The 22,905-nt window shown below is 65.1% G+C and carries 22 protein-coding genes; 6 read left to right on the top strand and 16 right to left on the bottom strand.

Annotated features, from left to right (window positions below):
* Positions 1 to 240: 240 nt before the first annotated feature.
* The 12 genes from ABIA45_RS06660 to ABIA45_RS06605 form a co-directional block, all read right to left on the bottom strand.
* Positions 241 to 2,361, bottom strand: coding sequence for a sodium-translocating pyrophosphatase (locus ABIA45_RS06660; protein WP_271538079.1), 2,121 nt, complete (start codon positions 2,359 to 2,361; stop codon positions 241 to 243).
* A gap of 236 nt (positions 2,362 to 2,597) precedes the next feature.
* Positions 2,598 to 3,596: a thiamine-phosphate kinase gene (gene thiL, locus ABIA45_RS06655; protein WP_404651450.1), complete on the bottom strand. Its 999-nt coding sequence runs from the start codon at positions 3,594 to 3,596 to the stop codon at positions 2,598 to 2,600.
* Between the two features lie 175 nt (positions 3,597 to 3,771).
* On the bottom strand, positions 3,772 to 4,269 hold the full coding sequence (nusB, locus tag ABIA45_RS06650) for a transcription antitermination factor NusB (RefSeq protein ID WP_036010453.1): 498 nt from the start codon (positions 4,267 to 4,269) through the stop codon (positions 3,772 to 3,774).
* Positions 4,270 to 4,273: 4 nt separating this feature from the next.
* Positions 4,274 to 4,765 (bottom strand): 6,7-dimethyl-8-ribityllumazine synthase, encoded by a 492-nt coding sequence (gene ribH, locus ABIA45_RS06645; RefSeq protein ID WP_057029742.1) that lies wholly within the window; start codon positions 4,763 to 4,765, stop codon positions 4,274 to 4,276.
* 62 nt (positions 4,766 to 4,827) lie between these two features.
* On the bottom strand, positions 4,828 to 5,457 hold the full coding sequence (locus ABIA45_RS06640) for a riboflavin synthase (protein WP_404651448.1): 630 nt from the start codon (positions 5,455 to 5,457) through the stop codon (positions 4,828 to 4,830).
* A complete protein-coding gene (ribD, locus tag ABIA45_RS06635; protein ID WP_404651446.1) occupies positions 5,457 to 6,605 on the bottom strand; it encodes a bifunctional diaminohydroxyphosphoribosylaminopyrimidine deaminase/5-amino-6-(5-phosphoribosylamino)uracil reductase RibD in 1,149 nt (382 codons plus the stop codon). The genes ABIA45_RS06640 and ribD overlap by 1 nt, the downstream gene beginning before the upstream one ends.
* Entirely contained in the window at positions 6,602 to 7,084 is a 483-nt protein-coding gene (gene nrdR, locus ABIA45_RS06630) for a transcriptional regulator NrdR (protein ID WP_011087793.1), read from the bottom strand. Before nrdR ends, ribD begins: the two co-directional genes overlap by 4 nt.
* Positions 7,085 to 7,154: 70 nt before the next feature.
* On the bottom strand, positions 7,155 to 8,453 hold the full coding sequence (gene glyA, locus ABIA45_RS06625; protein WP_036010474.1) for a serine hydroxymethyltransferase: 1,299 nt from the start codon (positions 8,451 to 8,453) through the stop codon (positions 7,155 to 7,157).
* A gap of 239 nt (positions 8,454 to 8,692) precedes the next feature.
* Positions 8,693 to 8,914, bottom strand: coding sequence for a hypothetical protein (locus tag ABIA45_RS06620; protein WP_128265268.1), 222 nt, complete (start codon positions 8,912 to 8,914; stop codon positions 8,693 to 8,695).
* Between the two features lie 37 nt (positions 8,915 to 8,951).
* Positions 8,952 to 9,188: a hypothetical protein gene (locus ABIA45_RS06615; RefSeq protein ID WP_157283491.1), complete on the bottom strand. Its 237-nt coding sequence runs from the start codon at positions 9,186 to 9,188 to the stop codon at positions 8,952 to 8,954.
* Between the two features lie 202 nt (positions 9,189 to 9,390).
* Positions 9,391 to 9,909, bottom strand: a complete 519-nt coding sequence (gene ldtR / locus ABIA45_RS06610; RefSeq protein WP_025036696.1) for a transcriptional regulator LdtR — start codon at positions 9,907 to 9,909, stop codon at positions 9,391 to 9,393.
* A 504-nt stretch (positions 9,910 to 10,413) separates the two neighbouring features.
* On the bottom strand, positions 10,414 to 10,917 hold the full coding sequence (locus ABIA45_RS06605) for a DUF6163 family protein (protein WP_404651442.1): 504 nt from the start codon (positions 10,915 to 10,917) through the stop codon (positions 10,414 to 10,416).
* 138 nt (positions 10,918 to 11,055) lie between these two features.
* Here ABIA45_RS06605 and hemB point away from each other — a divergent pair, with 138 nt between their 5' ends.
* The 3 genes from hemB (at position 11,056) to ABIA45_RS06590 (ending at position 13,738) form a co-directional block, all read left to right on the top strand.
* Positions 11,056 to 12,117: a porphobilinogen synthase gene (hemB, locus tag ABIA45_RS06600; RefSeq protein ID WP_404651440.1), complete on the top strand. Its 1,062-nt coding sequence runs from the start codon at positions 11,056 to 11,058 to the stop codon at positions 12,115 to 12,117.
* Positions 12,118 to 12,350: 233 nt separating this feature from the next.
* Entirely contained in the window at positions 12,351 to 12,893 is a 543-nt protein-coding gene (locus tag ABIA45_RS06595; RefSeq protein WP_275510104.1) for an RDD family protein, read from the top strand.
* Between the two features lie 68 nt (positions 12,894 to 12,961).
* The gene (locus ABIA45_RS06590; protein ID WP_225151846.1) at positions 12,962 to 13,738 is read left to right on the top strand and encodes an arginyltransferase; all 777 of its coding nucleotides are present in this window, start codon (positions 12,962 to 12,964) and stop codon (positions 13,736 to 13,738) included.
* A gap of 67 nt (positions 13,739 to 13,805) precedes the next feature.
* On the opposite strand, the gene ABIA45_RS06585 is transcribed toward ABIA45_RS06590, so the two are convergent.
* The gene (locus tag ABIA45_RS06585; RefSeq protein WP_157283487.1) at positions 13,806 to 15,158 is read right to left on the bottom strand and encodes an Nramp family divalent metal transporter; all 1,353 of its coding nucleotides are present in this window, start codon (positions 15,156 to 15,158) and stop codon (positions 13,806 to 13,808) included.
* Between the two features lie 168 nt (positions 15,159 to 15,326).
* On the opposite strand from ABIA45_RS06585, the gene ABIA45_RS06580 reads away from it, so the two are divergent.
* Positions 15,327 to 16,571: an MFS transporter gene (locus ABIA45_RS06580; RefSeq protein ID WP_275499958.1), complete on the top strand. Its 1,245-nt coding sequence runs from the start codon at positions 15,327 to 15,329 to the stop codon at positions 16,569 to 16,571.
* A gap of 114 nt (positions 16,572 to 16,685) precedes the next feature.
* Here ABIA45_RS06580 and ABIA45_RS06575 read toward each other — a convergent pair whose 3' ends face one another.
* On the bottom strand, positions 16,686 to 17,945 hold the full coding sequence (locus ABIA45_RS06575; RefSeq protein ID WP_036014983.1) for an adenylate/guanylate cyclase domain-containing protein: 1,260 nt from the start codon (positions 17,943 to 17,945) through the stop codon (positions 16,686 to 16,688).
* 164 nt (positions 17,946 to 18,109) lie between these two features.
* Between ABIA45_RS06575 and ABIA45_RS06570 the strand changes: the two genes are divergently transcribed.
* Both ABIA45_RS06570 and ABIA45_RS06565 read left to right on the top strand, forming a co-directional pair.
* Positions 18,110 to 19,267: an MFS transporter gene (locus ABIA45_RS06570; RefSeq protein ID WP_404540739.1), complete on the top strand. Its 1,158-nt coding sequence runs from the start codon at positions 18,110 to 18,112 to the stop codon at positions 19,265 to 19,267.
* Positions 19,268 to 19,298: 31 nt separating this feature from the next.
* Positions 19,299 to 19,490, top strand: coding sequence for a hypothetical protein (locus ABIA45_RS06565; RefSeq protein ID WP_157283483.1), 192 nt, complete (start codon positions 19,299 to 19,301; stop codon positions 19,488 to 19,490).
* Positions 19,491 to 19,685: 195 nt separating this feature from the next.
* On the opposite strand, the gene ABIA45_RS06560 is transcribed toward ABIA45_RS06565, so the two are convergent.
* Both ABIA45_RS06560 and ABIA45_RS06555 read right to left on the bottom strand, forming a co-directional pair.
* Complete coding sequence (locus tag ABIA45_RS06560) at positions 19,686 to 21,686, bottom strand: hypothetical protein (RefSeq protein ID WP_404651437.1); 2,001 nt, start codon at positions 21,684 to 21,686, stop codon at positions 19,686 to 19,688.
* A gap of 36 nt (positions 21,687 to 21,722) precedes the next feature.
* Positions 21,723 to 22,871, bottom strand: coding sequence for a phosphatase PAP2 family protein (locus ABIA45_RS06555; RefSeq protein ID WP_404651436.1), 1,149 nt, complete (start codon positions 22,869 to 22,871; stop codon positions 21,723 to 21,725).
* Between the last annotated feature and the right edge of the window lie 34 nt (positions 22,872 to 22,905).

Genomic DNA, 22,905 nt, shown 5'->3' with positions numbered 1-22,905 from the left:
GTGTCAAGCTGAGCCTGAATTGCGCGGCGTGCGCCCGCCAGAACCAAGCCCTACAGATGGACATGCGGTGACGCGCAGCGTCATTCCGGGGCGGCTCGAAGAACCGAACTCCGGTGCGCAAATTGCGCACCTGAGAATCTCGATATCCCGGGTCTGGTCCTTCGGGCCATCCCGGAATGACAATGCAAAACAAAAACCCCGCGGCTCACGCCGCGGGGTTTTGCCTTTCGTCGTTTGCATTCAGTGCGCCAGGATCGCCAGCAGCAGCAGGGCCACGATGTTGGTGATCTTGATCATCGGGTTCACCGCAGGACCCGCCGTGTCCTTGTAGGGATCGCCGACGGTATCGCCGGTCACCGCGGACTTGTGGGCATCAGAGCCCTTGCCGCCGAAATGACCGTCCTCGATGTACTTCTTGGCGTTGTCCCAGGCGCCGCCGCCCGAGGTCATCGAGATCGCGACGAACAGGCCCGTCACGATCACGCCGAGCAGCATGGCGCCGACGGCCGAGAACGCCGCCGACTTGCCGGCCGCGCCGCCGCCCGCGATCGCATAGATCAGGAAGTAGACGACGATCGGCGAGAGCACCGGTAGCAGCGAGGGGATGATCATCTCCTTGATCGCCGCGCGCGTGAGCAGGTCGACCGCCTTGCCGTAGTCAGGCTTGTCGGTGCCCTGCATGATGCCCGGCTTCTCGCGGAATTGCCGCCGCACCTCCTCGACGATCGCGCCTGCCGCACGGCCGACCGCGGTCATGCCCATCGCGCCGAACAGGTACGGCAACAGACCGCCGAACAGCAGGCCCACCACGACGTAGGGATTGTTCAGCGAGAAGTCCGGATTGACGCCGGCGAAGTAGGGATACTGCGCGGAGCCGGCCACGAAGAACTTGAGGTCCTCGTTGTAGGCCGCGAACAGCACCAAGGCACCCAGACCGGCCGAGCCGATCGCGTAGCCTTTGGTGACCGCCTTGGTGGTGTTGCCGACCGCGTCGAGGGCGTCGGTCGACTTACGCACCTCCTTCGGCAGTCCCGCCATTTCGGCAATGCCGCCGGCATTGTCGGTGACGGGGCCGAAGGCGTCGAGGGCGACGATCATGCCGGCCAGCGCCAGCATGGTGGCGGTCGCGATCGCGATGCCGAACAGGCCGGCGAGGCTGTAGGTGACCAGGATGCCGGCGATGATGACGATCGCAGGCAACGCGGTCGCTTCCATCGAGATGGCGAGGCCCTGGATCACGTTGGTGCCGTGGCCGGTGACCGAGGCCTGGGCGATCGACTTCACCGGACGATAGTCGGTGCCGGTGTAGTATTCGGTGATCCAGATGATCAGCGCGGTGACGACGAGGCCGACCACGCCGCATTCGAACAGCGCCATGCCGGTGTAGTTGACGCCCTCGAGCTTGCCGAAGCCGATCAGGTAGTAGATCACCAGGGCGATGCCGATCAGCGACAGGATGCCGGTCGCGATCAGGCCCTTGTAGAGCGCGCCCATGATCGACTGGCTCGGCCCGAGCTTGACGAAGAAGGTGCCGATGATCGAGGTGATGATGCAGATGCCGCCGATCGCGAGCGGCAGCGTCATCATGTTGGCGAGGATCGGCGTCTTGGCGAAGAAGATCGCCGCCAGGACCATGGTGGCGACCGCGGTCACCGCATAGGTCTCGAACAGGTCGGCCGCCATGCCGGCGCAGTCGCCGACGTTGTCGCCGACGTTGTCGGCGATGGTCGCGGGATTGCGCGGATCGTCCTCGGGAATGCCGGCCTCGACCTTGCCGACGAGGTCGCCGCCGACGTCCGCACCCTTGGTGAAGATGCCGCCGCCGAGACGGGCGAAGATCGAGATCAGCGAGGCGCCGAAGCCGAGCGCCACCAGGGCGTCGACAACGACGCGGCTGTCAGGCGCCAGCTTCAGCGAATGGACCAGGAAGGCGAAATAGAGGGTCACGCCCAGCAGCGCGAGACCGGCCACCAGAAGGCCAGTGATGGCGCCCGCCTTGAAGGCGAGCTCGAGGCCGCCGGCCAGCGACGTCGTCGCGGCCTGGGCGGTGCGCACATTGGCGCGGACCGAGACGTTCATGCCGATGAAGCCTGCGGCGCCGGACAGGATCGCACCGATGGCGAAACCGATGGCGACGTAGAGCCCGAGGAAATAGGCAAGCAACACGAAGATGACGATGCCGACGATACCGATGGTGGTGTATTGGCGCCGGAGATAGGCTTGTGCGCCTTCGCGCACCGCCGCTGCGATCTCCTGCATGCGCGGCGACCCCGCATCCGCGCCCAAGACCGAAGACGTCGCCCAAATCGCGTAGGCGACGGAAAGCGCTCCGCAGAGCACTATCAACCATAATGCTGTCATGTGATGTTTGCCTCAGATCCTTGATGTACCCCCGGCGCCTTTTGTTGTCCGTCGTGCGGTGCAGCGCCTTGATTTTGAACAAAGCCGCCCCCTTGCCCTTAAGGGGCGGCTTCAGTCGGCCGCGAGCTTGCCAAAATCAAATTGACGGTGCAACGCCGGATGAGGCCGAAAAGGCCGATCTCGGCAGGTATTTAGGACCAAGTGCTGAGAACCAGGATGCCGGTTTGGAGCAATTGCTAGAAATGGCTGTAGGACAGCCGCGTCAAAAGCAGGTCCTGCCCCTGCCCGTCCAGGAAGCGCAGCGGCTTCTGCCCCTCGGTGATCGCACCGATTGCGGTCACGGCAACGCCCAGGGACCGCCCCGCGGCAATCAGCGTCTCGCATTGCGCCGGCGGAACGGTGCAGAGCACCTCGTAGTCATCGCCGCCCGCAAGCAGCGCCTCGACAGACGCGACGTTGCGGGCGCGAAGGCCGGCCGCCGCGGCCGAGAGTGGCAGGCTCGTCACGTCGACCGAAGCCGAGACCCCGGAGGCGGCGCAGAGCTTGGTCAGATCGCCGGCGAGGCCGTCGGAGACGTCCATCGCCGCGGTGGCATGATCGCGCACGGCCGGCGCCAGCACGTTGCGCGGCTGCGGCACCCGATAGCGCGAGACCAGAAAATCCCGTGCCGCGGGATCGGATGTCAGCGCGCTGGCGGCAGCGCCGCCTTTGAGCACGTCGAGGCCGAGCGCGGCATCGCCGATCGTGCCCGTCACCAGGACGCGGTCGCCCGGCCTTGCGCCGGTGCGGCCGATCATCCGCCCCCGAGGCACGCGGCCGAAGGCGGTGATCGAGATCATCTGCGGGCCCGGCATCGACACCGTGTCGCCACCGAGCAGAGGACAAGCGAAGGTCTTCGCATCCTCGCCCAGCGCGTCCGCAAAGGGACGTAGCCAGGCATCCTCCTTGCTGCGCAGCGCCAGCGTCAGTACGAAGCCGGCCGGCGTCGCTCCTTTCGCCGCGAGATCGGACAGGTTCACCCGCAGCGCCTTGCGCGCGATGGTGTCGGGCGGATCGCCGGCAAGATAATGCACGCCCTCCACCACGGCGTCGGTGGTGACGACGATGTCCTCGCCGGACGAGGACAGCACCGCAGCGTCGTCGACCAACCCGAACGCGCCCGGATCGGTCGCCAGCGGCTTGAAATAGCGCGCGATGAGGGAGTCTTCGCCGGAGGGGTCCTGTGCGTTCGTCATCGGCGCCAACTCCACCCTCCGCCGTCATCGCCCGGCTTGACCGGGCGATCCAGTATTCGAGAGACAGTCGTGTTAGCCCGATAGGCCGCGGCGTACTGGATCACCCGCCTTCGCGGGTGATGACGACGGAGAATGGGGCAGTCGTCTCGCATCACTTCACCGCCCTCGCGGGAAACTACCCCCGCCCGAACTCGTCGCCGCGAAACTGGCGGCCGATCTGGTCGAGCACGGCATTGACCATGCCAGTCTCCTCACGGTCGACGAAGGCATTGGCGACGTCGACATATTCGGAGACCACCACCCGGCCCGGCACGTCCTTGCGATGCTGGAGCTCATAGGCTCCTGCCCGCAGCACTGCCCGCAGGATCGCCTCGATCCGCTTGAGCGGCCAGCCCTTCGACAGCGCCTCGTCGATCAGGGGATCGAGCTTCTTCTGGTCGCGGACGACGCCGGAAACGACGTCGCGGAAAAAGGCGGCTTCCGCCGGCAGATACGTCTCGCCCTCGACCTCGTTGCCGAGCCAATGGCTTTCGAACTCGGCAAAGATGTCGTTGATGCCCGCACCGGCGATGTCCATCTGGTACAGCGCCTGCACGGCTGCGAGCCGTGCCGCACCGCGCCGGTTCGCCTTCTTCTCGACAACGCCTGTCGGCTTCTTGGTGTTATCGGCCATGGCTTCAGGCCTGCGCCAGGCGGCGTTTTATGCGCAGCATCGCAAGCGCGGCGCGCGCGGCATCGCCGCCCTTGTTGAGCTCGCTGGCACGCGCCCGCGCCCAGGCCTGCGCCTCGGTGTTGACGGTGAGGATGCCGTTGCCGAGCGGCAGCTTTCGCGCCACGGCGAGGTCCATCAGCGCGCGCGAGGATTCCTGCGAGACGATCTCGAAATGAATGGTGTCGCCGCGGATCACGCAGCCGAGCGCGATCACCGCATCATAGGGCCTGCCGTTCGCCGCCGCGGCATCGACCGCGATGGCGACTGCCGCGGGGATCTCCAGCGCACCGGGAACCGTGATGACGTCGTGGGTCAGGCCGGCCGCCTTCAGCTCCGCAACCGCGCCGTCCAGCAGCGCATCCTGGAGATCGTCATAGAACCGCGCCTCGACAATCAGCGCGCGCGCGCCGGAAATGTCGGTCTGGTCCTTCAGGGGTGCGCGCCGCGCGTCTGCCATCGTTCAATCCGTTTCGAAAGGGGTCGGCGCTATGTAGTAGCCGGAAGCATGTAAGCCAAGTTCTAAGAGACCGTCATTTCCGTCAGCCGCGCCGCGTAGCGGGCCATCAGGTCGACCTCGATATTAACCTCATCCCCCGCCTTCCAGCTGCCGATCGTCGTGACATCCAGCGTGTGCGGAATGATCAGCACCGAAAAGGTCACGTCTGCAACCGTATTGATCGTCAGCGAGACGCCGTCGAGCGTGATTGAGCCCTTGGTGGCGATGAACCGTGCCAGCTCCCGCGTCGTCGAGAGCACGAATCGCGCCATATCCGGCAAGTCCTCCCGGCTGACGATGGTTGCAATGCCATCGGCGTGGCCGGCGACGATATGGCCGCCGAGTTCATCGCCGATCTTCAGCGCGCGCTCGAGGTTGAGCCTGGTGCCGACCTTCCAGTGCTTGGCCGTCGTCAGCGCCAGCGTCTCGGCCGCGGTGTCGACGTCGAACCAGGTCCTTGGCTTGGAGTCCATGCCATCCGCAACGCCCGAGCCAACCACGGTCAGGCAGACACCGTTGCAGGCGATCGAGGCCCCGTCCGCAATCGTGCTCTGATCGTAGCGGCAGGCGATCCGCAGCCGGTGCAGCTGCCCTTGCGCCGTTGGCGTGAAGCTGACGATCTCGCCGATATCGGTGACAATGCCGGTGAACATTACGCGCGCTCGTAGATGGTGAGAGTATCCTTGCCGCAGGTCTCGCTAGCATGAACCTTGTAGGCCGGCGACTGCGTGATTTTCGACAGGGGCAATGCATCGAGCGCATCGACGCCGCCTTCGCCGACCGCTTCCGCTCCGCGGAACAGCCAGATCTCGTCAACGAGATCGGCCAAGACGAACGACGCCGCAACGCGACTGCCGCCCTCGACCATCAGTCGCGTGATGCCTTTCTCCCCCAGCGCATGCAGCACGGCCGACAGATCGAGCCCGGATGCACTCCCGGGAGGCATGCGCATGATTTGCGCACCGGCCGCGCCAAGGCGCGTCGCGGCGGCCGCTTCCGCAAGCTCGGACGCGATCACCCAAAGCGGCGTCTCGCGCGCGGATCGAACCAGCTGGCTCGATGCGGGTATGCGCAAGCTCCGGTCGAGCACCACACGCACCGGCGAGCGCGCCGTCATGCCCGGCAGGCGGCAGTTGAGCTGCGGATCATCCGCCAGCACCGTGCCGATGCCGACCAGGATGGCATCGCTTTGCCCGCGGAGCAGATGCACGCGATTGCGTGCCGCCTCCCCCGTGATCGCAAGCGGCTTGCCGCCGGCCGCACCGATCTTGTCGTCGGGCGAGACCGCGAGCTTCAGGATCACATGCGGACGCTGGTCCCGGATGCGGCGGAAATGTCCGGCATGGTCGAACGCGGCCTCCGCCGCGCAGAGACCGACGTCCACGGCAATGCCGGCGGCGCGCAGGCGCGCATGGCCCTGCCCCGCAACTTCCGGATTGGGATCCTCGATCGCCGCCACCACACGCTTGATGCCGGCGGCGATCACCGCATCGGCGCACGGCGGCGACTTGCCGAAATGCGAGCACGGCTCCAGCGTGACGTAGAGCGTGGCCCCCCGCGCCGCTTCGCCCGCCCGCCGCAACGCCTCGGGCTCACCGTGCGGACGTCCGCCTGCTTGTGTCCAGCCGCGGCCGACGATGACGCCGTCCTTGACGATGACGGCGCCCACGGCCGGATTGGGCCAGGTACGCCCCTGCCCGCGCCGACCGAGCGCAAGCGCCAGCTCCATGAAACGGCGATCAGCATCCTTGGCCTCGCGGGCCTTCTGCGCGAACTGGTCTTCCAGGATGCGGAAGATCATTTGCGGATCGCGGCGAGCCGCGCTTCCTCCTCGCCGGAGAGCTCGCCGAGCACGTCGGCGAAATCCTTGGCCTCGCGGAAATTGCGGTAGACCGAGGCAAAGCGCACATAGGCGACATCGTCGAGCGTGCGCAGATGCTCCATCACGGTCTCGCCGATCACCTCCGAGGAGATCTCGGCCTCGCCACCGGTCTCGAGCTCGCGCACGATGGTGGAGACCATCTTCTCCACGCGCTCCGGCTCGACCTGCCGCTTGCGAAGTGAGATCTGCACCGAGCGCATCAGCTTGTCGCGGTCGAACGGCACGCGGCGGCCGTTGCGCTTGATCACCGTGAGCTCGCGCAGCTGCACGCGCTCGAAGGTGGTGAAGCGGAAATTGCAGGCGACGCACACGCGCCGCCTGCGGATCACGGACGAGTCCTCGGTCGGACGCGAGTCCTTTACCTGCGTATCAAGACTGTTGCAGTTCGGGCAGCGCATCCGTGTGACCTTTATTTTCGCATGATCTCTTCGGAAAACCGGTACCCACTTTTCCGGATCATGCGGCGCCTTACTGGTAGATCGGGAACCGGTCGGTGAGCGCCTTGACCCGTTCCTTGATCGCAGCTTCCACCAGCGGCGCCTTGCCGTCGGAGGATTGCGCGATGGCGTTCAGGACCTCGGCGATCATGCCGCCGACCTGCTGGAATTCGGCCACGCCGAAGCCGCGGCTGGTCGCAGCCGGCGTGCCGAGCCGAATGCCCGAGGTGACGAAGGGGGATTCCGGGTCGAACGGAATGCCGTTCTTGTTGCAGGTGATGGCCGCGCGAACCAGCGCCTTCTCCGAGACGTTGCCCTTCAGGCCCTTGGGCCGGAGATCGACCAGCATCAGATGATTGTCGGTGCCGCCGGAGACGATATCGAGACCATGGCCCTTCAACGTCTCGGCCAAGGCCTTGGCGTTCTCGACGATGTTCTTGGCGTAGACCTTGAAATCCGGACGCAGCGCTTCGCCGAAGGCGACCGCCTTGGCTGCAATCACGTGCATCAAAGGACCGCCCTGCAGGCCCGGGAAGATCGCCGAGTTGAGCTTCTTGGTCAGCGTCTCGTCATTCCACAGCATCAGGCCGCCGCGCGGACCACGCAGCGACTTGTGCGTCGTGGTGGTGGTGACGTGCGCATACGGCACCGGGGAAGCATGCACGCCGCCGGCGACGAGCCCGGCGAAATGCGCCATGTCGACCAGCAGGTAAGCGCCGACGCTGTCGGCGATCTCGCGGAAACGCTTGAAGTCCCAGGCGCGCGAATAGGCCGAGCCGCCGGCGATGATCAGCTTCGGCTTGACCTCTTCGGCCTGCTTGGCCACCGCATCCATGTCGATGATCTGGTCCTCGCGGCGCACGGTGTAGTGCGCCGCCTTGAACCACTTGCCGCTCATGTTCACGGGCGAGCCATGGGTGAGATGGCCGCCGGCGGCGAGATCGAGACCCATGAAGGTGTCGCCGGGCTGCAGCAGCGCCAGGAAGACCGCTTGGTTCATCTGGCTGCCGGAGTTCGGCTGCACGTTCGCAAAGCTGGCACCGAACAGCTTCTTGGCGCGATCAATCGCAAGGTTCTCGGCGACGTCGACCCACTCACAACCGCCGTAATAGCGCGCGCCCGGATAACCTTCCGCGTATTTGTTGGTCATGACCGAACCCTGCGCTTCCAGCACGGCCCGGCTGACGATGTTCTCGGAGGCGATCAACTCGACCTCGTGGCGCTGCCGGCCGAGCTCGCCCTTGATGGCGGCGGCGATTTCCGGATCGGCCTGCTCGAGCGAGGCGGTGAAAAACGAATCGGGCGCGGAGGCGGACTTGGGTGCGGTCATCTTGCGAATATCTCCACCGCCGCAGCCTTTTGGCGGGCTACGGGCGGGTCTGGTGTGGCGGTCGGAAGCACGCGCGATCTACCACATCGGCCGACCGCGGCCAAGCATTTGCGGGTCGGGCCTGATATTTATGCAAGATATGGTGGGATTGGAGGTTTTCAGCCCGGGAGCGGTTGCGAGACCGCTCCCTGTCAAGATCCGGGCTGGGGCCGCCTTGGGCCTCATTCTTGAAGGTCGTGCTAAAGCCCCGTGTACCCCGCCTTCACTGGGTCGACGCTGCCGTCGAGCTGGCGCAGATAGGTCAGGCCGCAGACGGTCAACCTGTGACTGTCGGTCTCGCCGGCTTCCATCAGGATGTTGAGGTAATTCGTAACCTTTTCACGCGCCTCGGCGCTGGCCGCCGCGGTGCGGTTGGCGAGCAGGTCGTAGGTCTGCATGATGCGGTCGATGGCGGCTTCCATGGCATCCTCTGGTTCGGGGGGATTGTGGGAGTTTTGATCAGGCAACCGCTTTGGCCTCGGTCCGCGCCTGGAACCGGCCGATCGCCTTGTTGGCCAGCCTGATCTTGTTGAATTCACCCTGCTGGAGCAGTTTGACGATCAGGTGAAGCAGGCGGTCGTCGGTAACCAGAGTGTCCGGGATTGCGCCGGAGCGGCGAAGGTAGTTCGCGGCGATGGCGTAGGCCTCGCTGACGAGTTCCACGTTCATCACCCGAAGCCCGCGCTCGACCAGCATCGTCGTTTCTCCGATCCGAAGAAGATAAGCGCCGAGCCCGGAACTGGTTCCTGGCTGCCGGGGGATTTTTTCGCAGGTGCAAAAAAGATATCAACGCACCGGTCCGGGGCAACTCCGGACCAGCGCGCTTGGGGAAGTCAGGCACGTTCGGGAGGGCTGCCGGTCTTGTTGCGGGCCTGCTTCGCCCAGATCCCTTTAGAACTCAAAGGCGATAGAGGATCTGGTCGGTCCAGAACCGCTCCAGGCGGTGCAGCGACTTGTTGAGGGTCGCGAACTCGTCGCCGGAGATGCCGCCGACCTGCTCCACCGTCTTGACGTGCTTCTGGTAGAGCGCATCGACGATGCGGCGGACTTCCTGGCCCTGCGGGGTCAGGCGGATGCGCACCGAGCGGCGATCGACGCGCGAGCGCTGATGATCGAGGAAGCCGAGCTCGACGAGCTTCTTCAGATTGTAGGAGACGTTGGAGCCGAGATAGTAACCGCGCGTGCGCAATTCGCCCGCGGTCAGCTCCTTGTCGCCGATGTTGTAGAGCAAGAGCGCCTGGACCGAGTTGATGTCCGCACGGCCGCGGCGATCGAATTCGTCCTTGATCACGTCGAGGAGCCGGCGATGCAGCCGCTCCACCAGAGTCAAAGCTTCCAGATAGAGCGACTGCACCGAACCCTGCTGGCCGGAGACGCGCTCTGCGGTATCTGCCGCAGTTGCGACGGCTTTCATCATGACACTTCCCCTGTTGTCGTTTTTATCGACACTTATTCGACGAAACTTGTGTCCCGTCTGATAGGTGCAACTTAAGAGGGGCGTTTGAAGATCGGCTTAAATAAGAGAATAAAGAGATCATGAATTTAAGACAGTGAATTGCGCATTAAGCCTGTGCCACAAGTACTTTTTGAAAGCCTCTGTTGACCTTCGCAAGGTCCTGTTCACCCTCCGTCCGCCCCTGTTGTCGCATTCCAGAACAGCCCCGCCCCGTTTCGAAACGCACGCGTAAGAGCTGTGGCGGAACCGGCTGGTCAATGAAAACTTGCCGCGAATTTTAGGCAACCAGCGGTCAACCAAACGCAACATTCTCCAGTCCCGGACAAGCGCAGCGAAGATCCGGGACCCAGAAGCCGCAGGCGAGATGGTGGAGAGATGGGCCCCGGCTCTGCAGCGCATCACGCCGCAAGCGCGGCGCGCTGCCGCTGCGGGGCACGAGAGTGTCGTCGATCGCGACGTTGTCGCCTACGGCGGCCGCTCGCGCGCGGCCATCCAGGCGAGCGCGAGATAAGCGGCAAGCATGAAGACCTCGACGCCGACCACAACCAGGCTGCCGCCGTAGATTCCCGGGAACATCAGCTCGATCACGGCCATCGACACCACGGTCGTCAGCCACACCACCGCGCCCCAGGGCGTCGCCAGCCAGAGGCCGACCGCGGCGACGAGCTCGATCACCGCGAAGTAGACGGTCGCGGCCTGCCAGGCCATCGACTGGTTCTCGAACGCCTCGTCCTCGCCGCCGACGAAGCCCGTGACCTGCGCCCAATGATAGAGGCCTTTCAGGATCGAGAGCAGCGCCATCACCCGCAGGAACAGCACCAGCCGGCGGGTCCAGACATTGTCGTCGGACTCCGGGCGCTCCGATGAGATCGCCGCCACCGAGAGCGCGCTCTCTCTGGCAGTGTCTCGGGCAGCGTCCCTGGCATTGGCGCTGCCCTGGGCCGCATCGCGGGTGGAGATCTCGGACATGGCCCCTTCTGGCTGCTTCGGCCCGCAAAATCAATCGGCTGCCCAAGTCGGGTTCAGATCTGCCTTGCGGCAGGTCAAGCCGCGGTGACGGGAACCATGCGAGCTGGTATAAGAATAATTCCAGCCGGAGGAAGAGTAATGGCGATCAAATACGGACGTCCGATCGAATTGCGCGAAGTTTCGCGCCGGGACAGCACCGCGGTGCCGCATGCCCTCGATCTGACCGTCCGTCCGCGCCGCAACCGCAAGGCCGAGTGGGCTAGGCGCATGGTGCGCGAGAACGTCCTCACCACCGACGATCTGATCTGGCCGCTGTTCCTGATCGACGGCACCAATAAGCGTGAGCAGGTCGCCTCGATGCCCGGCGTCGACCGGCTCAGCGTCGACCAGGCCGTGCGCGAGGCCGAGCGCGCGATGAAGCTGACCATTCCCTGCATCGCGCTGTTTCCCTACACCGATCCCTCCTTGCGCGACGAGGAAGGGTCGGAAGCCACCAACCCGAACAACCTGGTCTGCCAGGCCGTGCGCGCGATCAAGAAGGAGTTTCCCGAGATCGGAATCCTCTGCGACGTCGCGCTCGATCCCTTCACCAGCCACGGCCATGACGGACTGATCTCCGACGGCAAGATCCTGAATGACGAGACGGTCGCCGTGCTGGTGCGTCAGGCCCTGGTGCAGGCCGAAGCCGGCTGCGACATCATCGCGCCCTCCGACATGATGGACGGCCGCGTCGCCGCGATCCGCGAGGGGCTGGACCGCGCCGGCCTGCTCGACGTGCAGATCATGGCCTATGCCGCGAAATACGCCTCCGCCTTCTATGGCCCGTTCCGCGACGCCATCGGCTCGGCCAAGACGCTCACCGGCGACAAGCGCACCTATCAGATGGACAGCGCCAACACCGATGAAGCGCTGCGCGAGGTCGAGCTCGACATCGCCGAGGGCGCCGACATGGTGATGGTGAAGCCAGGCATGCCCTATCTCGACGTGGTCCGCCGCGTGAAGGACACGTTTGCGATGCCGACCTTCGCCTATCAGGTCTCCGGCGAATACGCGATGATCGCTGCAGCCGCGAACAACGGCTGGCTCGACGGCGACCGCGCCATGATGGAAAGCCTGCTCGCCTTCAAGCGCGCCGGTGCCGACGGTGTGCTGAGCTATTTTGCGCCGAAGGCGGCGGAGAAGCTGCGCAGCCAGACGTAAGCTGTCGTCGGGTGGGCCAAGCGAAGCGGGCCCACCGATCCATCGTGTAAGTCGGCGGGCAATGGTGGGCACGGCGCTGCGCGCCTTTGCCCACCCTACAGCATCCGCGCTTGTGGCCTACCTTCGCCCCCGAATCGCCGGAATATTTCGGCTTGCTGCCGCACGCGCGCCCTTGGCACGGGCATGGCCTGTTCCCATGTCCTGCGAGGGGGGCTTCGCTGGGAGAACGGACCATGTCGTACAACTCGGGCAATTCGGGCGGCTGGCGCAATGACGGCGCCATGCAACCGCATGCCTACGACCCTGACCTGCATCCGGAACTGTTCCGGGGCGTCGCGACGCGGCGAGTGTTCGCCTTCCTGATCGACATGGTCGTGATCTCGGTGCCGGTGATCCTCGGCTACGTCTTCATTGCCTTGTTCGGTGTGGTCACCCTCGGCATCGGCTGGGCGCTGTTCTGGATCGCCTGGCCGGCCTCCGTGATCTGGGCCATCGTCTATTACGGCGCCAGCATCGGCGGTGCGTCCTCCGCCACGGTCGGCATGCGCCTGATGGACCTGGAGCTGCGCACCTGGTACGGCGCTCCCGGCTACTTCGTGCTCGGCGCCACCCATGCCGTGCTGTTCTGGGTGACGGTCTCGTTCCTGTCGCCGTTCGTGGTGCTGGTCGGCCTGTTCAACGGCCGCCGTCGCCTGCTGCACGATTTCGTGCTGGGAACGGTCGTGATCAACAATTCGGTTCGGATACCCGCACCGCAGGCGGCGCGGACATGGTGAGCTAATCGATTGACCGGGGGCTTCTGGAGCGCGATGCTGATGCCTGTTTCGGAGGCCCACGACGTCCCTTGACCCAGCACTCGCGCGACACCCCACAGTTTTACCTTACGGCGCCCTCCCCCTGCCCGTATTTGCCGGGCCGGCATGAGCGCAAGGTGTTTACGCATCTGGTCGGGGACCGCGCCGGTGACCTCAACGACCTGCTGACCCACGGCGGTTTCCGCCGCAGCCAGTCGATCGCCTACCGTCCCGCCTGCGACCAGTGCCGCGCCTGCGTCTCGGTCCGGGTCATCGCCAACGAGTTCCGCCCCTCGCGCAACTTCCGCAAGGTGATGGCGCGGAACGCCGACATCATCGGCGAGCAGCGCAGCGCGGTGCCGACCTCCGAGCAATATTCCGTGTTCCGCGCCTATCTCGACGCCCGCCACCGCCACGGCGGGATGGCCGACATGACCGTGCTCGACTACGCCATGATGGTCGAGGACAGCCACGTCGAGACCCGCATCATCGAGTACCGCAAGCGCGGCCCCGACAGCGGCATCACCGGGCGCGGCGAAGAGCTGATCGCGGTGGCGCTCACTGACGTCCTCAGCGACGGCCTGTCGATGGTCTATTCGTTCTTCGATCCTGGCCAGGTCAGCCGCTCGATGGGCACCTTCATGATCCTCGACCATATCGCCCGTGCACGACGGCAAGGGCTGCCTTACGTCTATCTCGGCTACTGGATCGAGGGCTCCAAGAAGATGGACTACAAGGCCCGCTTCCTGCCGCAGCAGCGCCTCGCCCCGTCAGGCTGGCTCCGCATCGACGCGCAGGGCGACACAGCATCCGAGCCGCAGGATTAGCGAATGGTGAGTGGCGAGTAGCGAATGGGAGAACGACCCCACCTACTCGCTACTCGCCATTCGCCACTCACCCAAAAAACGTATCGGCCAGCAGCTTCAGATTCAAAATCACGATGATGCCCGCGACGATCCAGGCGACCGCGGCAACCGACATCGGAATCGCGAACTTGCCCATCTTGCGGCGGTCGGAGACGAAGCGGACCAGCGGGATCACCGCGAAAGGCAGCTGCATCGACAGCACGACCTGGCTGAACACGAGCAAATCTGCCGTGCCGCGCTCGCCGTAGATCGCGGTGACGATGATCACGGGAACGATGGCGATGCCGCGCGTCAAGAGGCGGCGCGCCCAGCTGGGCAGGCGCAGGTCGAGAAAGCCCTCCATCACGATCTGGCCGGCGAGCGTCGCAGTGACCGTCGAGTTGAGACCGGAGGCGAGCAGCGCTACCGCGAACAGCGTCGAGGCGATGCCGAGGCCGAGCAGCGGCGACAGCAACTCGAACGCCTGCTCAATCCCGGCCACGTCGGAATGGCCGCTCTTGTGGAAGGTCGCGGCGGCCACGACGAGGATCGCGGCGTTGATGAACAGCGCCAGCATCAGGGCGATGGTCGAGTCCGTCGTCGCCCATTTGATCGCTTCGCGCCGGCCGGTGTCGTTGCGTTCATAAGCGCGCGTCTGCACGATCGAGGAGTGCAGGTAGAGATTGTGCGGCATCACGGTGGCGCCGATGATGCCGATCGCGATGTAGAGCATGTCGGAATTGGTGAAGATCTCGCTCTTGGGCACGAAACCCCGCAAGACCTCTGCCACCGGCGGAGCCGCCGCCGCGATCTGCACCGCGAAGCAAACGGCGATCACCACCAGTAGCGCGATGACGAAAGCCTCCAGGAAGCGGAAGCCCCGGTTCATCAGCAGCAGCAGCAGGAAGGCGTCGAGGGCCGCAATCAATGCGCCGCCGATCAGGGGAATGCCGAATAGCAGCTTCAGCGCGATCGCCGTGCCGATCACCTCGGCGAGATCGCAGGCGATGATGGCGGCCTCGCAGGCGAGCCAAAGCAGGAAGTTCACTACCCGCGGATAGGAGGCGCGGCAGGCCTGCGCGAGATCGCGGTCGGTGACGATTCCGAGCCGAGCCGCCAGCGACTGGAGCAGGATCGCCATCAAGTTCGAGATCAGGATGACGGAGAGCAGCGTGTAGCCGAACTTCGACCCGCCGGCGAGATCGGTCGCCCAATTGCCGGGGTCCATGTAGCCGACCGAGACGAGGTAGCCCGGCCCGACGAAGGCCAGCAACCGCCGCCACCACCGGCCGGCGGCCGGAATGGCGACTGTGGAATTGACCTCAGCGAGGCTCTTGGTGATGGGGGCGTCAGCGCGCCAGCCGGCGAGGTCGGGAGTGATGTGGGGTGATCTAGCATCCATGTCGGCAGAATACCCAACTTCGTTCTTATTGCAACTCATTTGCAACTGCATCTAGCGGCGAACGTACCGCCGCGGATCGTGGGGAGATCGCCTCTTGTCGGGAAGCGGGTGGGTTTGGTGGTCATCGGGGGCCAACATCGGCAAATTCGCCTTTACGGGATATGCGCCATGTCAACGCCGCCTCGCCTCCCTGACACTTTCAACCGCCTCGCCTGGTCCAATCTCGCAGCGCAGTCGGCCGAGCAGATTGCGCTCGCGGCAGCGCCCATCGTCGCCGTGCTGACGCTGGGAGTGGCCGAAGGGCAGACCGGCCTGCTCCAGACCGCACTCACCCTGCCCTTCGTCCTGTTCGCCATCCCCGCCGGCGTGCTTGCCGACCGAATTTCCCGCCGCAGGCTGATGGCGAGCGCCGAGGCGCTGCGGGCGGTGGCGCTCGCGGCCGTCGTGCTGCTGCTCGCGCTGGGAGCCCTCAACCTGCCGCTGCTGGCCCTGCTCGGCTTCGCCGCCGTGTGCGGCACCGTCGTTTACAGCGTGGCAGCACCGGCGCTGGTGCCCTCGCTGGTGAGCTCCGACCTGTTGCCGGCGGCCAATGCGCGCATCGAGCTGGCGCGCACCATCGCCTTCGCCAGCGGCCCTGCCCTCGGCGGTGCGCTGGTTGGGTGGTGGGGCGCGAGCCCGGCGTTCGGCTTTGCCGCGGCGCTCTCGGCCATCGCGGTCGTGCTGCTCTCCGGCATCTACGAGCCCGCACGCGCGCCTGCGCCCCGGCGGCATCCGCTCCAGGAGATCCGCGAGGGCGCGGCCTTCGTGTTTCACCATCCGCTGCTGCGGCCGGTCTTCATCACCCAGTTCATCTTCAACACCGGCTGGTTCCTGCAGATCGCCGTGTTCGTGCCCTACGCCGTGCGCCATCTCGGTCTGAGCGCCGCCGGTGTCGGCACGGTGCTGACGATGTACGGCGTCGGCATGGTGATCGGCGCGCTCCTCGCCACGCGCGTGATGAAGCGCATCGCCTTTGGCACTGTGGTGGGCCTCGGCCCCGTCGCCGGCTTTGTCGCCGCCTTGGTGATGGCGCTGACGGTGCTGGTCCCCTCGCCCTGGCTCGCGGGCTTGAGCTTCTTCCTGCTTGGCGTCGGCCCGATCCTGTGGGTGATCTCGACCACAACGCTGCGCCAGTCCGTGACGCCGCCGCGCCTGCTCGGCCGCGTCTCCGCCATCAACATCATGAGCTACAGCGCCCGCCCGCTCGGTTCAGTGCTGGGCGCGCTCGTCGGCGGCCTCTGGAGCGCGGAGGCATGCCTCTATGTCGCCGCCGCATTGTTCGGCATGCAGGCGCTGGTGATCCTGCTGTCCCCGGCGGTGGGACTGGACCGGCAGCCGGACATGGTGGGAGACGAGGTGGCGGCGCGGTGCTGACCACAAGTGCATTGCGAGGAGCGTAGCGACGAAGCAATCCAGGGTCCCTCCGTCGCGGGACTCTGGATTGCTTCGCTGCGTTCGCAATGACGGCGTCTGTTGAGGCCGCGGAGACTAACCCGCCAGATAGCGCTCGTAGCTGCCCCTGACCGGCTCGCTCGCGTCGACTTCCGGATCAAGCGTGTAGAGATCCTGCGCGCGGCCGATGCCGCGCAGCGCGTAGCGGCCGGTGGAGACGAGGTAGCGGCGGCCGGCGGCATCTAAGCCCTTGTAGAATTCGGACGACGCCAAGAGCTCGCGATCCACCGAGCGGCTCATCGAGGCGATGCGGCTGACCTCGTTGACGGTCGGGCCGACCACGGTGAAATCAAGCCGGTCCTCGCTGCCGATATTGCCGTAGAAGACCTCGCCGACATGCAGGCCGATATAGGCTGACGTGGTCGGACGGCCCTCCGCCGCCCGCCGCTCGTTCAGCGCAGCGACATTCTTGCGGAACAGGTGCTCGGCGCGGAGCGCGGCCCGCCGCGCATCCGCCATGTCTTCGCCCCAGAACATCGCGAGCACCCCGTCGCCGATCAGCTTCAGCACGTCGCCGCCGGCTTCGTGGATCGGATCGATCACGGCCTGCGCATAGTCGTTGAGGAATGGGATGATCTCGTCGGGACCGATGCTCTCGCTGATGCCGGTCGAGCCGCGCAGGTCCGAATACCACAGCACGGCATTGATGCGCTCGGTGACGCCGCGCGAGATGCGCCCGCGCAGCACCTGCTCGGAGGCGTCGCGGCCGAGATAGACCCGGCCGAGCGTGCGCGCGATGTCGACCTGCTGCGCCGACTTGATCGCGAGCCCCAACACCGGAACCAGATCGCGCAGCGCTTCCAGCTCCAGTCCGGAGAACCCGCTCGCGCGGCGGGTGGTCCAGCAGGAATAGAGGCAATCCATCAGGCCGAGCGCGCCGTTCTCGCCGAAGCGGTGGACGAAGGCGAGATAGTGCTTGTGACCCTTCTCGGCGAGCTCGCCGATCTGCGAGAAATCCATCGACGGCGCATCGGCGAGATCGATCACCATCTCGTCGTGGCCATTCTCGAGCATGTGGAAGAACACCGAGCGGCGCCAGCTCTTGGCGGCGTCGCCGTCGGCGGTCGAGCCGTATTCGAAGGCATCGCTCTCGTTGCTGGGACGATCGCTCCAGCGGAAGCCGCGGCCTTCATAGATCGGATGCAGCGTGTCGATGACGACGAGGCCACGCGACAATTCCAGCCCCTCGGCGCAGCAACGCTCGCAAAAGCCGCGGAGCAGTTCAATTTCGGGCAGGCCCGTGAGCCCCTGGCCGGTCAGCCAGTTCATCAGCGTAAGGCGCGAGGTCAATTGCATGCGCCATTATGGCGTGCATTCGTGACGAGCGGAAGGCGGATGTCCGCATACAACCCAAAGGCTCCCCGCCGGCAGCAGGTCGAATATGCCGCAGACGCGGTTGACGCGCTCTCGCCGCGGGCTGCAAATGCGCCGATGACACGGCCGATCGGAAATACGAGGACATGACCCAGCGCCAGCTTCCGATCATCCTGGCGCTCGGCACCACGCAGACTCTGGCCTGGGCCTCCAGCTATTATCTGCCGGCGCTGCTCGCCGATCCAATGGGACGCGAGCTCGGTGTCTCCTCCAACTGGATCTTCGGCGCGTTTTCGGCCGCGCTGGTGCTCTCCGCAATGCTGGGCCCGCGCATTGGACGGCAGATCGATCTCGTCGGCGGCCGTCAGGTGCTGTCGGCGTCCAACGTGACCATTGCCGCCGGCCTCGTGCTGCTTGGCATCTCGCAGTCGGTGATGGTGATGGCGATCGCCTGGCTGGTGCTCGGCATCGGCATGGCAATGGGGCTCTACGATGCCGCCTTCGCCGCTTTGGGGCGCATCTACGGCACCGAGGCGCGCAGGCCGATCACCGGCATCACGCTGATGGCGGGCTTCGCCTCCACCGTCGGCTGGCCGCTCACCGCCTGGGGCCTGTCGCATTTCGGCTGGCGCGAAACCTGTTTTGCCTGGGCCGCTGCCAATATCCTGATCGGCCTGCCGCTCAATTTCTTCATGCTGCCGGTCATCAAGGGCGCCAAGCAGGCGGCAGCCGCGGCCGCGAAGCCGCATGTGCCGCTCGACCGCACCATGATCTTGCTGGCCTTCATCTTCGCTGCGGTCTGGACTGTCACCGGCGCGATGGCCGCGCATTTTCCGCGCATCCTGGAGGCGATGGGGGCAACGCCCGCCGAGGCGATCGCGGCCGGCGCATTGATCGGGCCGGCGCAGGTCGGTGCACGCATGTTGGAGGCCGGCTTCCTCAGCCGCTTCCATCCGCTGTGGTCGACGCGGCTCGCCTGCCTCACCCACCCGCTCGGCGCCGTGATCGTCGCAATCTTCGGCGGCGCTGCGGCGAGCGCGTTCGCGTTGTTCCACGGCTCCGGCAACGGCATTCTGACGATCGCCCGCGGCACCCTGCCGCTGTCGATCTTCGGCCCGAAGGATTTCGGCTACCGCCTCGGCATCATCGGCGCGCCGGCACGGATGGCGCAGGCGGTGGCGCCGCTCGCCTTCGGCCTGCTCATCGACCTCATGGGCGCCAAGGTGCTGATTGTCTCATCCGCGCTCAGCCTCTCGGCGCTGGCCGCGCTGTTCCTGATCCGCGCCGGGCGGCGGCCGGATTGACCAGACCTTAGCTTTCGCGCACAAGCGGGCTATGAGCGACGACAACAGCCCGCCCCGCACATTCAAAGGCCTCGTGCGCTGGGCGACCACGCCGCCGCAGGCTTGGGGCGTTTATCTGCTCGCGATCCTCCTGGTCTGGCTGATCTCGTTCTATGCCGGCACGCTGAAACCGAAGAAGACGCCGGAGGCGAGCCCGCCGACAGCAACCGCGCCGAAGGGCTAAGCCACCCTTAGACGCCGGCAATCCATTGTGCCGACGTGAAGTGCTCGAGCGGTGCAAAGCTGCCCTTCGCCAATCCAGCCAGCACCAGCACGACGGCGAGCGTGTCGGCAATCTTGTGCATCGAGGCCGGGCGGCGGCCGGATTGACGCTTGCCCCGACCGGATGCCCTTCCTGTTGGCGCGCTCTTCGACCACATCATGGCGGATAGAGATCGCCATCACCTCGCTTCTCGTCCGGAGGACTGGTTGGCGGATCGTGTGCCGTTAAAGGCACCCCGTTCGCAACCAGTCGCGCGAGCTGCGGCGCGGCGGCGCTGGTACCGACGAGGCGAAACACGGCGCCGCTTCGATTGCCACCGGCGCGTACGCCCTGGAGAGCATCCGACTCGTCGCAAAACAGCGCGTAGTCGGGACCAACTCGCCGTGGGAGGGGCCCGGTTCGTGCGCGGCCCGCCGACGAATAAGGCGACTTGCGTTTCGGCGCCGACAGAATATAGCCGCCCGCCACGTGCACACCCGCGACGCTGTCCGTACCAATCCCGTTAAGGGTGCCCAGGCGAGAAACAAGCGACCCGGTCTTGTCGAACTCTCCACCGGCATATTTGCAGCCGGCCTCGGCCGCGCGGGCCGTCTCCCAGCCGGCATCGACAAAATACGAGCGCTTCGCGCCGGTGCGCATGTTCATGTTCGGATCGGTACGAGCCACATAGGCATGAACCTCGTTCCCCGCCTCGATGCCCTCGACCTTGATCTTCCAATTCCCATGTTTGGGCACCATCCCGGCTCCGGCGATGGTGGGCTCGACCGCAAGCAGCCACACCCTGTTGTCACCCCAGTCAACCGGGGCATACGCGCCGGTGTAGGGCGGAAGAGCGGGTACCGCGGGCGGTGGAGGTGGGGGGCCGGGGGGCGCAGGACCGGTGGTCGACGAGGAGCTACAACCGCCCGGCGAGGTGAGCGTAACAACGACATCGTCGCTGTGGTTCTTCTTCATCCAGACTTCGACAAAGCAGAGCACGGTGTTGTCGGGAGGAAGGCGCCAGGTCCATTCGACATGATCGGGGTCTGCCATGGATTGCCTGACGAAACGGACGTGGCCCTCGCTCAGATACGTGTTGCCGGCGGACAGGAAGATATCAAGCTTTGGATTTCCGGAAGTACCGTCATAGTAAGTGACAAGCTCCCTCAGCTTCTCCTCGAGCGGCGCGGTGCCATCGTGAGGTCCGGTCGTCGGTCCGTAGCTGACATTGATCACCACGTTCGTTATGCGGGAATCGACAAATGACATGATGTATTCGATTGCGTCCGCGACGTAACCCTTCAGCCAAACGCCGGTCGCATCACGAAGACAACTCTCCGGAAACTGCACGAACACGATATCGGCTTCGCAAGCGGGATCGGTCAAGGGATCTCCGGGATTCCAACTCGGCGGATCGCGCCGCGCGATGCGCGCCGAGGGCGGTATGCGTCCCGCGAGGACGTCCATCACGTGTGCGCCATGCGAACGCTGATGCTTCAAGCTCCTGAAACCCGCATCGGCGTAGCAGCCATCCTCGTCGACCGTGTTCGCCCTCTTGTGCAACAGGATCCAGTCGTCGAGCCCGATCACGCCTGGTACGGATTCGCGAAAGAACTCGAGGCCGTAATTGAAGTCGAACGGCTTCTCGCCGAAAACGTCGGCGCCGACCGGGATCGGGGCTCTGGCTGGATCCTCGTTCTGGTCCCAGATGCCGCGCACGCGTGTCCCGGTTGCGACACCCGCGGTCCATTTGACAAACGGAGCGGCGGCGAACGGACAGCCATCGTCGATCACGCCGATGAGGAGAGATGTTGGTGGTTGTTCGCTCGCGGACCTAACCCGCTGCGCCCCCTTTTCTATGGCTGTCGGCTTCAACGGAAGCGACAACTCGACCCGGGATACGTTGTCGTTCCATGCCCGGAAACTTTCCGACCTGACGGCCGCCTTGTAAGCCCGTATGGTCAGATATCGCGAGTTCGGACTGGTCAATCCGAATTCGGCGCCGAAGATGTCACGACTTAGAGCTCTCACAAAGTCACCGGCCAGCCCGGCGTGCTTAAGCTCCACGAACAGGAATAGCTTGGACTCCTGCTCGTCGAAAAAATCGAAGTTCTTAAATTCGCTCGCGATTGCGTACCGGAGGTACGGGTCGAAGCATCTCGGCAATTCCTCGGCCATGGAATGCTCTCCACTTCGGTTGCAGGGACGTGTTTCCTACGGAAATCTTGTCGAAACTTCGTAGTAGGCCTTGTCCCATAGTTCCTTCATTAGGAGGGACTGCGTAACAGTCCCTCCTGTGGTTTCCGAATAGAACTTGTTGGCATTGAGCGCCTGGTCAGCGTGGAAGGGATTGAAGTCCGTCCTGGAGTTGCTGTCCGCGTAGCCCGCGTTGAACGTGCGGCTCTTGGTCCCTGTGCTCCCCAGACAACGGCCGACGAAGTACTCGCCCAAGGCGATACCCAGCATCCGCCCTGCCATGCTGTCGACTGGAAAATGGACTCCGGCCACGACCCGATTGGTTGCGATCCGTGCGGCCTGCCGGTCGAGCTGCTCGACGATCTCCGGGAATCCGGATGTCGACTTCTGCAGGCTCAATAGCCGTTTCAGCACGTAGGCCACCGCATAGGCCTGCGTTGCATGTCCGCTCGGGAAGCTTCCGTGTCCCGGCGTCGTGAGCATCGGCTGTATCTCGGCGTTGTATTCGACCGGCCGCCAGCAGGCCAGCGCATGTTTGAAGCGCATTTCCACGTAGACGCAGAATTGCAGGACCATGTTGATGAGCTCGAACGTGCGCCTGGTCCTCTCGGGATGCAGATAGACGATCGAAGACCAGAAGGCATACTGGGGATCGATCTGCGCCATGATTTCCGTGGCGCGTTCGTTGCGCAGCTCGGCCCAACTCAGGACCATCGCAATCTGGTCTTGAAACGTCGACGCGCTCGGACGTCCGATCTCCGCAATCACGTATGCGGGCGACCGAACCAGGAATGCGTTTGGATCGGTAGCCGACACCTGAAGGGTGATGCCGTGCAGCATCTCCCCGACCGCCGTGTAGGCGCGCACCCACGGCTCCCAGCGATCCAGTTGGGCGGGGTCGTCGATCGTTGTCGGCAAGCCCGGCGCGTAAAAATAAAAGTATGGAGGTGTCGAAATTTCGGGAACAACGATCGTCCCTTCGCGAGCGTGGATGAGTGCATCCACCATGATGGGATTGGCCCAGACGTCGCCGAGCGTGCCAATTATCGCCCCACCGGCCCCTCCAGCGCCGCCCGCTCCGCCTGCACCTCCTGCCCCCCCTGCGCCGCCGGCTCCGCCAGCACCACCTGCACCGCCTGCTCCTCCCGCCCCGCCTAGTTGAGCCATTGCCTGCCTCCTTATGAAAACAAGTCGGTATGAG

This window comes from Bradyrhizobium sp. USDA 336, from assembly GCF_044908355.1.
In the GTDB taxonomy this organism is placed as follows: Bacteria; Pseudomonadota; Alphaproteobacteria; order Rhizobiales; family Xanthobacteraceae; genus Bradyrhizobium; species Bradyrhizobium yuanmingense.
This window is presented reverse-complemented; position numbering and strand designations above follow the sequence as displayed.

What these genes read in the sequence shown, in the direction of transcription:
- ABIA45_RS06660 (WP_271538079.1), bottom strand. Translation starts at nt 2,361, where the DNA reads ATGACAGCATTATGGTTGATAGTGCTCTGCGGAGCGCTTTCCGTCGCC.
- thiL (WP_404651450.1), bottom strand. Translation starts at nt 3,596, where the DNA reads ATGACGAACGCACAGGACCCCTCCGGCGAAGACTCCCTCATCGCGCGC.
- nusB (WP_036010453.1), bottom strand. Translation starts at nt 4,269, where the DNA reads ATGGCCGATAACACCAAGAAGCCGACAGGCGTTGTCGAGAAGAAGGCG.
- ribH (WP_057029742.1), bottom strand. Translation starts at nt 4,765, where the DNA reads ATGGCAGACGCGCGGCGCGCACCCCTGAAGGACCAGACCGACATTTCC.
- ABIA45_RS06640 (WP_404651448.1), bottom strand. Translation starts at nt 5,457, where the DNA reads ATGTTCACCGGCATTGTCACCGATATCGGCGAGATCGTCAGCTTCACG.
- ribD (WP_404651446.1), bottom strand. Translation starts at nt 6,605, where the DNA reads ATGATCTTCCGCATCCTGGAAGACCAGTTCGCGCAGAAGGCCCGCGAG.
- nrdR (WP_011087793.1), bottom strand. Translation starts at nt 7,084, where the DNA reads ATGCGCTGCCCGAACTGCAACAGTCTTGATACGCAGGTAAAGGACTCG.
- glyA (WP_036010474.1), bottom strand. Translation starts at nt 8,453, where the DNA reads ATGACCGCACCCAAGTCCGCCTCCGCGCCCGATTCGTTTTTCACCGCC.
- ABIA45_RS06620 (WP_128265268.1), bottom strand. Translation starts at nt 8,914, where the DNA reads ATGGAAGCCGCCATCGACCGCATCATGCAGACCTACGACCTGCTCGCC.
- ABIA45_RS06615 (WP_157283491.1), bottom strand. Translation starts at nt 9,188, where the DNA reads ATGCTGGTCGAGCGCGGGCTTCGGGTGATGAACGTGGAACTCGTCAGC.
- ldtR (WP_025036696.1), bottom strand. Translation starts at nt 9,909, where the DNA reads ATGATGAAAGCCGTCGCAACTGCGGCAGATACCGCAGAGCGCGTCTCC.
- ABIA45_RS06605 (WP_404651442.1), bottom strand. Translation starts at nt 10,917, where the DNA reads ATGTCCGAGATCTCCACCCGCGATGCGGCCCAGGGCAGCGCCAATGCC.
- hemB (WP_404651440.1), top strand. Translation starts at nt 11,056, where the DNA reads ATGGCGATCAAATACGGACGTCCGATCGAATTGCGCGAAGTTTCGCGC.
- ABIA45_RS06595 (WP_275510104.1), top strand. Translation starts at nt 12,351, where the DNA reads ATGTCGTACAACTCGGGCAATTCGGGCGGCTGGCGCAATGACGGCGCC.
- ABIA45_RS06585 (WP_157283487.1), bottom strand. Translation starts at nt 15,158, where the DNA reads ATGGATGCTAGATCACCCCACATCACTCCCGACCTCGCCGGCTGGCGC.
- ABIA45_RS06580 (WP_275499958.1), top strand. Translation starts at nt 15,327, where the DNA reads ATGTCAACGCCGCCTCGCCTCCCTGACACTTTCAACCGCCTCGCCTGG.
- ABIA45_RS06575 (WP_036014983.1), bottom strand. Translation starts at nt 17,945, where the DNA reads ATGCAATTGACCTCGCGCCTTACGCTGATGAACTGGCTGACCGGCCAG.
- ABIA45_RS06570 (WP_404540739.1), top strand. Translation starts at nt 18,110, where the DNA reads ATGACCCAGCGCCAGCTTCCGATCATCCTGGCGCTCGGCACCACGCAG.
- ABIA45_RS06565 (WP_157283483.1), top strand. Translation starts at nt 19,299, where the DNA reads ATGAGCGACGACAACAGCCCGCCCCGCACATTCAAAGGCCTCGTGCGC.
- ABIA45_RS06560 (WP_404651437.1), bottom strand. Translation starts at nt 21,686, where the DNA reads ATGGCCGAGGAATTGCCGAGATGCTTCGACCCGTACCTCCGGTACGCA.
- ABIA45_RS06555 (WP_404651436.1), bottom strand. Translation starts at nt 22,871, where the DNA reads ATGGCTCAACTAGGCGGGGCGGGAGGAGCAGGCGGTGCAGGTGGTGCT.